4 protein-coding genes and 1 other RNA gene are annotated in these 9,259 nt (G+C 30.2%); 3 read left to right on the plus strand and 2 right to left on the minus strand.

Translation table 11 applies throughout. The features are described 5' to 3' along the window. Positions 1–2: 2 nt before the first annotated feature. Positions 3–2,717, minus strand: coding sequence for an AAA family ATPase (locus GQ540_RS05030; protein WP_291798251.1), 2,715 nt, complete (start codon positions 2,715–2,717; stop codon positions 3–5). 257 nt (positions 2,718–2,974) lie between these two features. Here GQ540_RS05030 and GQ540_RS05035 point away from each other — a divergent pair, with 257 nt between their 5' ends. Continuing rightward, on the plus strand, positions 2,975–3,667 hold the full coding sequence (locus GQ540_RS05035; protein WP_291798254.1) for a hypothetical protein: 693 nt from the start codon (positions 2,975–2,977) through the stop codon (positions 3,665–3,667). Positions 3,668–4,121: 454 nt separating this feature from the next. After that, positions 4,122–7,337, plus strand: a complete 3,216-nt coding sequence (locus tag GQ540_RS05040) for a S41 family peptidase (protein WP_291798257.1) — start codon at positions 4,122–4,124, stop codon at positions 7,335–7,337. 156 nt (positions 7,338–7,493) lie between these two features. Here GQ540_RS05040 and ssrA read toward each other — a convergent pair. Beyond that, positions 7,494–7,887, minus strand: a transfer-messenger RNA (tmRNA) gene (gene ssrA / locus GQ540_RS05045). 120 nt (positions 7,888–8,007) lie between these two features. Between ssrA and GQ540_RS05050 the strand changes: the two genes are divergently transcribed. Continuing rightward, a complete protein-coding gene (locus GQ540_RS05050; protein WP_291798260.1) occupies positions 8,008–9,210 on the plus strand; it encodes an NAD(P)-dependent oxidoreductase in 1,203 nt (400 codons plus the stop codon). Positions 9,211–9,259 lie beyond the last annotated feature (49 nt).

Here is a 9,259-nt window from a genome sequence, read left to right on the forward strand (position 1 = left end):
TATTAATTAAAGACTTTATATCCTATCTTTTTAGGATTGATAGTAACTATTTTAGTTGAATCAAATTCCAGCACATCTTCTAAATTCAAGGTGTTCATAATAGCTTTAGTACGTTTGCTTTTAGGTAAATTAGCCATTCTTAATTCTTGATTTCTTATAGATTTTTCAACTATTTTACGCATAGAACGAGCGTTTCCAAAAAATTTATTTCGTTGTTTGTATAAATGAGTTATATATTTTTTTAAATGTTGTTCAGCTTTCTTTTCAACTTTTAAGTTTTTTCCAGAAAACATGTTTTTTGATATTTCCCACAATTCACTTTCAGTAAAATCAATAAAATGAAATGTTTTATCAAAGCGAGATTTCATTCCTGGATTGGTTTCCAAAAAATGCTTCATATTATCAGTATATCCAGCAACAATAACGCTAAATTTCCCTCTATGATCTTCCATTTCTTTTATAAGTGCTGCAATAGCTTTTTTCCCAAAATTATTACCTCCATTTTTGGAAGCACCTTCAGTTATAGCATAGGCTTCATCAATAAATAAAACGCCTCCCATTGCACTTTTAATTAATTCTTTAGTTTTAATAGAAGTTTGCCCTACATAACCAGCAATTAAGCTACTACCATCGACTTCAACTACATGGCCTCTTTCTAATAAGCCTAAAGCTTTATAAACTTTTCCAATAATTCTGGCAACAGTTGTTTTACCAGTTCCTGGATTTCCTAAAAATACGTTATGCATTGAAAATGCTTTTAAAACATCACGGTCAATTTCTCTGTAATATTTAGTTAAACGGATAAGCTCTTGTACTTCTTGTTTAATTTCAGAAAGGCCTATTAATCCACTTAATTCACTTAAAGCTTCTTTTAGTAATGCTGTGTCAACATCTAATTTCAATCTTTCAGTTAAGTTATTTTCAACTAAATCTTCAACATCTTGTTCTTGAATGTTCGTAAGAAGTTCTTTTGTTATATTTTCTTGATCGTACTCTCTCACTAAACGGATACCTAAATTCATTTTGGCTTCATCAATAATAGAATGAACATAGCGTGCATTTCCAAAAGTCTTATCACGTTTTCTAAAAGCAGAAGTAACTATTTTCTTTATTTTAACTGTTGCTTTTTTTGAAAGTTTAACAGTTTTCTTTTTTGAAGCGTATTTAGCAATATCAACTAATTCAGTTGGAGTAAAGTCTTTAAAATGATAATAATTTGTGAAACGCGATTTTAAACCTGGATTAGAGTTGATGAAACTTTCCATTTCCTTTGGATATCCTGCAACCATAATTGCAATATCTCCTGGGCCATCACTCATTTCAGTAATTAATGCTGCAATTGCTTCTGGGCCAAAATCGTTTGTTGCTCCTTCCTTAAATAGTATATAGGCTTCATCAATAAATAGTATACCTCCTCTTGCTTTTTCTATAAGTTTTTTTGTGTTTTCTCCAGTTTGCCTTACATAACCTGAAATTAAATCATTGCTTTCTACAGAAAGAACATGTCCTTTGGATAGTAGACCCATTGAATGATAAATTTGCCCCAATAGTTTTACTACAGTTGTTTTTCCAGTTCCTGGGTTTCCTGTAAACACACTGTGTAATTTTATTTCGCCATTTTCTTCAATCCCTTTTTGTTTTCGGATTTGTAAATAGGTTGTATAGTCTATATATTCTCTAATTTTTTGTTTGATATTTGTAAGACCAATTAGTTGGTCTAATTCGCCAAGTAATTCATGAATAGGTTTGTTCTCTATAGGTTGTGTATAATTTAAATCAGTTTCAGGTTCTTCAACTACTGGCTCTATAGAAGCTTCATTTGCTGGTAATTCATCAGCAACATTTAATTCTTCTGGATCAAAATCCTCTTCTAAAACAGCACCATAGTCGGCAACTCTTACTAACAAATCATCACCAATACTAAAAGGAATGATAGACACAACAGTATCCATAAAAACAACCTCTACGCGATAATTATCTTTAAGCCACATACTTGTATCTTTACTTCCCCAGCCAGCTATAATACTATAAGATTCTCCAACTCCATTTTTAGGAGTAACGTAACTAATATTGTCTGAAACACCTATTAACAGGCCAGAATCATCATAATAATTAAATATTAATTCGCATAACCATTCTTCTTCTACATTATTAATAAACTCAAATTCAGTCATAATATAACGCGTGTGCTTATACACAAACTGCTTAAAATACAAACGGTTCTCTAAATTTTGTTCTTCACCACCAGTTTCATAAGTTTTTAAAGTAACTACTTTAAAATAAGGGTTATTTGTTGGTGTTACAATTCCAACGTTTTCTATATGAAATTTTGTAGACTCTATATATTCATTATCAATATAAACTTCCCATAGATAATCACCTTTTTCCCAATAACCTCCAGGCTCATCTGCACCCCAACCATAATCACAAATAACTGTATTAATGTCTTTTGTTATAGTATATTCTTTGGTGTTTACACAATGCTCATTCGTTTTTTTATCACCATTAAGACTAAAAGCTTTAAATGTGATTGTTGTTTTCCAATCTTTTTCATCAAAAAATTTGTTGTAAAACTCTATAGCAACACCTAAATAGTTAATTTCGTTTTTATCAAATACTTTTCTGTAACGCCTAGTATTATTGATAGTTCTGTCCCAAGCATATGTTTTTAGACTAATAATTTTGTAATGCTTGTCGTCTTTTTGATTAAACCACATAAAAATATTTTTAGAATAATTAATAGTAATGGGGTAGGTTTAGCCTAAAAGTAAATTATAAAATACAAGAATCTGCTGATAAAAATCAGTTAACATAATTTACATCTATTCCAAATAATGTTATTATTTAGACTTTATCTAAATTATTCCTTTAAAAAAATACAGTTGTTTTATTAATTACCTTTGAGTAATACGTTAAGAAGATGTTCTTTAAAACTTAAAAAAATTGTTATTAATATTTACCTTAGAATCTATTTATGATGACTATCCTAAAATCAATTGCTGAAGTAATTTTACCATTATTTGCTGTATTTGCTGCTATTTGGGCTTTTTTCAAACTATTTTACAGGTTCAAATCCAAGTTTTTATTCATTACAAATTGTCAATTATTACACAGAAATATTTGGAATGATATTAGTAAGCATTATAAAATAAAGCAAAATGGAGCAATGGACCATGCTTTTAGACCTTTGGTATTATTGCCTAGTAGTTTAAAAAAATATTCCAATATTAAGAATGGAAAAAAGGCAGTACTTGAAAGTATTAATCCAACTAGAGAAACTAAATTGAAAATTGTTGCAGAAGTATATTGGATTCCTGAAGATATGGAACCATGGAACAATATTATTCATCCGGTATTTTCACTCGTTTTAAGACGCTATTTTGGGATTGAAATGCCAATGTATCAAGATGAGAAAGAAGAAGATATTAAGGAAGGTTGGAAACTCATAAAGCATCATGCAAAACATTTATTCGCATTAAATAGAACTTCAGATAAAAATCATTTGCAATGGTTAATGAGCGATCAATATACCTATCGATTTTTTAATGCATCAGTAGGTGAGATAGGTTCTTATGACGGAAAAGCTGGGCCAGATAGTTTTATAGAATATTGTGGATTATCAATTGTGCTTCGTAATCATTCCATGATTCATATTGAGAAAGATTAAATTGACAAGAAATGGATTCTGCAATAAATAATATTGAACCGTTTTTTACAATCTCAGATTTTCGGTATTAATCTTTGTTATTTTATTGGGGTGAACGATGACTATTTGGTCAAATAAAGTCTACTATAAAAATAAAAAAAGAGAAGACCAACATGGAAATATTAGGCTCGACCTTACCAATGTTTATAAATTCTGATTTAACATTACTTTCTATGGTTTTTATTGAAATTTATGTAAGGATATGTGTTTTTTTATTAACAAGAAACCTATAGGATTCTCTTGTTTATCAACAACTCTATATAAATATCTCCACTCAATATAAAATAAGTCAGCATTTTTTTAAAACTTACTAAGTTATAAATATTTGTTAAATTTTAAGCTTACTCAAAATTACATCCCTGTATATTAATATCTTGTGAAAGATATTTTTTTAATTAATTTTAACCAAACTCTTATGAAAAATATACTTTATTCTCTTGTGTGCTTTATTGCAATTAGCACAAGTTTATATTCACAAAACAACCCTTTAATAAATACTCCTTCGCTTAGCCCAAATGGAAAAATAATTGCTTTTAATTATCAAGGCGATATATGGACTGCTTCAATTACTGGAGATAATTTAAAAAGGCTAACAATTCATGAAGCTTATGACACCAACCCCATTTGGAATTTAGATGGAAAAACAATTGCTTTCCAAAGTGACCGATATGGAAATACGGATATATTTACAATTCCTTCAACTGGTGGAATTCCAACTAGAATAACATATCATTCAACAAACGATAGAATAACGGATTTTACAAGTGACAATGATATTATTTTTGAAACTTCAAGAAACTTTGTTCAAATAGAACGAGAACCAGAAATTCATTCTGTGAATGCAAATGGAGGAACTCCTTTTAGACTATTAAATTCTGTTGGTTTTGATGCCAAACTTTCTCCAAATAAAAAACTTATTGCCTTTACTCGTGGTTCTTGTAGAATTGAAAGAGAAGCATATAAAGGACCTGCTAATAGGGATATTTGGTTATATGATATTACAAATGATAAATTTAAGCAACTAACAACTTTTAATGGGCAAGATTTAGCACCTCAATGGGCTGATAATAATACTATTTATTTTCAATCTGCAAGAAGTGGAAAATACAATGTTCATAAATTAAGTATTGATGAAAATGGCACTAAAAGTGGGGTGATATCACAAATTTCTTCATTAAAAACTATGGGAATATTTTCTTTTAACCTTAGTAAAAATGGTGAAGATATTGTACTTGTTTCAGGTGATAAAGTTTCATTAATAAATACCACTACTAAAAGAAGTGACCCTATTAATATTATAATTAATAGCGATTATAGATTTGACCCTGTTGAAAGAAAATCTTTTACAAGCAATGCCTCAGAAATTGAAGTATCACCTAACGGAAAGTATAGTGCTCTTGTAATTAGAGGTGAAGTTTTTATTACTGAAAATGACACTGAAAAAAGTAGAACTGTAAATGTTTCTAATTCAGCGTATAAAGATGCTGATGTACTTTGGTTAACTAACGAAACCCTACTTTTTGTTTCAGATAGGAATGGGCCAAACAATCTTTTTACAGTTTCTTCTAATGATTCAACTAACAAAAATTTATTTACTTCTTTAAAGCATAAAATTTCTCAAGTAACCAATAATAAAGAAGGAAATACCAATCCTAGATTATCACCAAATAAAAAACAACTTGCATATTTAAATGGAAATGGAAAACTAATTGTAGCTTCTATTTCAGAAAATGGAAAAATTAGTGATAAAAAAGCACTATTAAATGGTTGGGATACACCTTCAGGAGTTGCATGGTCTCCAGATTCTAAATGGATAACATATAGTTTAAGTGACTTATATTTTAATGAAGAAATTTACATTCATAAAGTTGATAATAGTCAAAAACCTGTAAATATTTCTATGCATCCAAAATCTGATTCAGGAGCTATTTGGAGTAAAGATGGCTCAAAAATAGCATTTTCTTCAAATAGAAATAATGGAGATCACGATATTTGGTTTGTTTGGTTACGTAAAAAAGATTGGGAAAAAACACAACAAGATTGGGATGAAGATAGTAAAGATACAACCCCTAAAAAAGATGAAAAATCTGAGGAGGAAAAGACTGAAAAAGAAGTAAAAGATATTGTTATTGATTTTGAAAACATCTATGAACGTCAACAACAAGTAACTTCATATACTGGTGGTGAATATTTGGATGCTATTTCTAAAGATGGTGAAATTTTTTACTATACAACTGGAAATAGTGGACGTGGAAATCCAGATGTAAATTCAGATTTACATCAAATAAATTGGGATGGTAAAGAGAAAAAGCAATTAACCAAAGGGAGCTCTAGACCAAGAAATATTTTATTAAATAAAAAAGAAGATTACATTTATTTTATTAGCAAAGGTAAAACTTCTCGCATAAAATTAGCTGGGGATAAAAAAGAAAGCTTGCCTTTTAAAGCAAACATGAAAATTGATTATACTGAAGAGGCCAATCAAATTTTTGAAGAAGCTTGGGGAATTATTAAAGATCGTTTTTACGATCCAAATTATCATGGGCAAAATTGGAATGAGCTGAAAAAAACGTATAAACCATTAGCTTTAAAAGCTTCAACTAGAGCAGATTTTAAAGTTATTTTCAATAAAATGCTTGGACAAATTAATGCAAGTCATATGGGAATGTATAGAGGTGAAGAACGAAAAAATGTTCAAAATGAAAGTACTGGAATATTGGGGACTGAATTGAAAACTACACCAAATGGAAAGCTTCAAGTTTCTTACATTGTGCCTAATTCAGCTGCAGATAGAGAAATTAGTAAGTTTAATATTGGAGATATTATAAATAGTGTTAACGGAGAGAACGTTTCAGCTTCTGAAAATATTTACCAGTATTTAACGGCAACCAATAATGAAAAAATTATTTTAGGAATAACTTCAAGTGGAAAAGAAAAAGAGGTTGTAATAAGACCTAAATCTAGTGCTAGAACTGACAATTATAATGCTTGGGTGAAAGAACGGAAACGTTTAACTGAAAAATATTCAGAAGGAAAATTAGGTTATATACATATTCAAGGAATGAATTGGACTAGTTTTGAGCGTTTTGAACGTGAATTAACTGCTGCAGGTTTCGGTAAAGAAGGTATTGTTATTGATGTTCGCTATAACGGCGGTGGTTGGACTACTGATTATTTAATGGCTGTATTAAATGTAAAACAACACGCGTATACAGTTCCAAGAGGAGCTGCTAAAGATTTAGCAAAAGAACACAAGCAATTTAAAAATTATTACCCTTTTAGCGAGCGCTTGCCTTTGGCTGCTTGGACAAAACCATCAATAGCGCTGTGTAATCAAAATAGTTACTCAAATGCTGAAATTTTTTCACATGCATATAAAGAGCTAAACTTAGGAAAGTTGGTTGGAACACCTACATTTGGTGCAGTAATTTCTACCGGAGGTCATACTTTAATTGATGGTTCTTATGTAAGAATCCCTTTTAGAGGTTGGTATGTGAAATCTTCAGAAAAAAATATGGATTTCACTCCTGCAATGCCAGATATTATAATAGATAATAACCCTGATGACAGAGTAAAAGGTACTGATTCTCAATTAAAAAAGGCTGTTGAAGAATTATTAAAAGAATTATAGCAATGTGAAAAGGCGGGATTTCTCACATTTAGATTAATTACCCTCAAAGATTTTTTAAAAACTACCTACATTTGAAACAAGAAAAAGATATAATTCTTGGGAAATTGTATTAAAACCTCACAAATTTGTGAGGTTTTTTTAGGGAATTAATTTTAATAGTGGAGACGCCGGGAATCGAACCCGGGTCCAAACAAGCAACCAAAATACTTTCTACATGCTTATTTTTCGTTTGGTTTTAGACCTTAAGCTGACCGAAAACAGCCCACTTAAAGCTTAGTTTCTTTAGTTTCAAAATACTACCGAAACAATAGTATTTCTATGTTAACTTTTACGATGCCCTTAAATTGATCGCCGTTAACCAAGGCTATCAGTGGGCATTCAGCTTGCACACCTAGTGTGCCGAGGCTCATCCTACTATAATTCGGATTAAGCAGCTAAAGCGTAGTTATCTTCGCCGTTTAAAATGTTGAAATTGAGATTTACGAGTGCTATTTCATTACTCGACATGCTTATATATTAATTGACCTTGCAGTCAAAACCAGTCGTCCCCAAAATTTCAAAGATCTGTACCTTTTAAAAGAAAGCAAATTTAAACAAAATATGTCACATAGTTTATTTGTGAGTTCTTTTAATTCCTAATATATTAGTGCAAAATTTATACCAGTTATTTATGAAGATAGGAATTATTAGAGAACGTAAAAACCCACCAGATAGAAGAGTCGTATTATCTCCAAAAAAATGTAAAGATTTATTGAATGAATTTTCAGAGCTATCTATAAAGGTAGAAAGTTCTAAAGATAGATTTTTTACAGATGAAGATTACAAAAATGAAGGAATTGAGGTAGTTAGTAATGTTTCTGATTGTGATGTTTTATTAGGTGTAAAAGAAGTTCCTATCAACAGTTTAATTCCAAATAAAAAATACTTTTTTTTCTCACACACTATAAAAAAACAATCTTATAATAGAGAACTGCTGAATGCAATTTTATTGAAAAACATTGAATTACATGATCACGAAACTATTACTAATAAAAATGAAGTTAGAGTTGTAGCTTTTGGAAGATATGCTGGTATTGTTGGTGCTTATAACGGTTTTAGAACTTACGGTTTAAAGTATAATATTTTCAATTTGCCAAAGGCAGAAGAGCTTCACGATCAATTAATGCTAATTCATGAATTGCAAAAATTAAAGCTTTCTGCAATAAAAGTAGTATTGACAGGGAAAGGGCGTGTGAGTAATGGAGCTAAAGAAATGTTAGACGGTATGGGAATGAAAGAAGTTTCAGTTGATGAATTTTTAACTCAAACTTTTACTGAAGCGGTGTATGTTCAAATAGATGTGCTAGACTATAACAAAAGAAAAGATGGACAAATAATTAATGAGTTTGATTTTTTTAAAAAACCTAAAGAATATAATGGTGATTTTATGCGTTTTGCCAAAGTGGCTGACATGTATATTGCTTGTCATTTTTACGGTGTTGGTTCTCCATATATTTTTACACGTGAAGATGCTAAGTCTGAAAGTTTTAATATAAAAGTTGTTGCTGATATTAGTTGTGATATTGATGGGCCAGTGGCTTCAACAATTAGACCTTCAACAATAGCTGAGCCTAATTATGGTTACAATCCAATAACTGAACAAGAAACAGATTTTAAGAACGAAAATGCAATAGCTGTAATGGCGGTTGACAATTTACCTTGTGAACTTCCTAAAGACGCTTCTGAAGGGTTTGGTGAAAGTTTTGCCAATCATGTAATTCCTTCATTTTTTAATAATGATGCAGAAGGTGTTTTGCATAGATCAAAAATGACAGAAAACGGAAAGTTAACTGAACGATATAGTTATTTGCAAGATTTTGTTGATGGAAAATAACCAACAACATTTATTAGAAAAATTGGCAAATACTAAAATGCCTTACGGA

Source organism: Lutibacter sp., assembly GCF_013139515.1.
GTDB lineage: Bacteria > Bacteroidota > Bacteroidia > Flavobacteriales > Flavobacteriaceae > Lutibacter.

What these genes read in the sequence shown, in the direction of transcription:
- GQ540_RS05030 (WP_291798251.1), bottom strand. Translation starts at nt 2,717, where the DNA reads ATGTGGTTTAATCAAAAAGACGACAAGCATTACAAAATTATTAGTCTA.
- GQ540_RS05035 (WP_291798254.1), top strand. Translation starts at nt 2,975, where the DNA reads ATGATGACTATCCTAAAATCAATTGCTGAAGTAATTTTACCATTATTT.
- GQ540_RS05040 (WP_291798257.1), top strand. Translation starts at nt 4,122, where the DNA reads ATGAAAAATATACTTTATTCTCTTGTGTGCTTTATTGCAATTAGCACA.
- GQ540_RS05050 (WP_291798260.1), top strand. Translation starts at nt 8,008, where the DNA reads ATGAAGATAGGAATTATTAGAGAACGTAAAAACCCACCAGATAGAAGA.